General features: G+C 58.4%; 1 protein-coding gene. It reads left to right on the forward strand.

Annotation, left to right across the window (positions count from 1 at the left end; all coding sequences use genetic code 11):
• On the forward strand, positions 1-706 hold a 706-nt coding region (locus EN893_RS36040), incomplete at its 5' end, for a sulfotransferase (RefSeq protein ID WP_164901494.1).
• Between the last annotated feature and the right edge of the window lie 130 nt (positions 707-836).

Raw genomic sequence — 836 nt, forward strand, 5'->3', positions numbered from 1 at the left:
ACGGTCGGGAACAACGCTGACCGAGCAGATATGCGCCAGTCATCGCGAAATCTATGGCGCGGGCGAACTGCCGACCATTCGCTCATTGGCCGGTGAACTCGGGTTCGACAAGCTCGATCCTTCTGTCTTCACCAAGGCTATGGCGGCGCTCACTCCGGCCAAGGCGAAAGTGCTTGGCTCGAAATATCTTGACGATCTCAACAAGCGCAACAGCAAGGCGCGGCTGGTCGTCGACAAGATGCCGCACAATTTCGAACTGCTGGCCTTCATCAGCCTCATCTTGCCAAATGCCCGCATCATCCATTGCCGGCGCGACCCGATGGACAATTGCACGTCCTGTTTCATGCATAATTTTTCCGAAGCGCATGGCTACAATGCCGATCTGAACAAGCTGGGGCAGTATTACCGGCAATATGATCGCTTGATGCGCCATTGGGCCAAGGTCGTCCCGCTTGATATCCACGACATGCCCTACGAAGAAACGGTGGCCGATTTCGAAAACCGAGCGCGTGGATTGATCGGGTTCCTCGGGATCGAATGGGACGATGCCTGCCTCCGTTTCCACGAAACCGAGCGCACGGTGCGGACGCCGAGCCGCTGGCAGGTGCGCCAGCCGATCTATTCATCCTCAGTCGAGCGCTGGAAACTCTACGGCGACGCCCTCGATCCATTGAAAGCGGCGCTGGGTCCAGTTCTTCAACGCTGAGTGGCGTTCAGTTCGGGCGCGTCGGTCTCACCCCATCCTTCCCCGCGCGGCCACCGGCAGCGTTTCCAGCACCTTGTCGCCGTCGACCAGATTGACCTCGTTGAACAAATTGGTGACGACGCAGCAATGG

The sequence above is a fragment of the Mesorhizobium sp. M7A.F.Ca.CA.004.04.2.1 genome, from assembly GCF_004022825.1.
Taxonomy (GTDB): domain Bacteria; phylum Pseudomonadota; class Alphaproteobacteria; order Rhizobiales; family Rhizobiaceae; genus Mesorhizobium.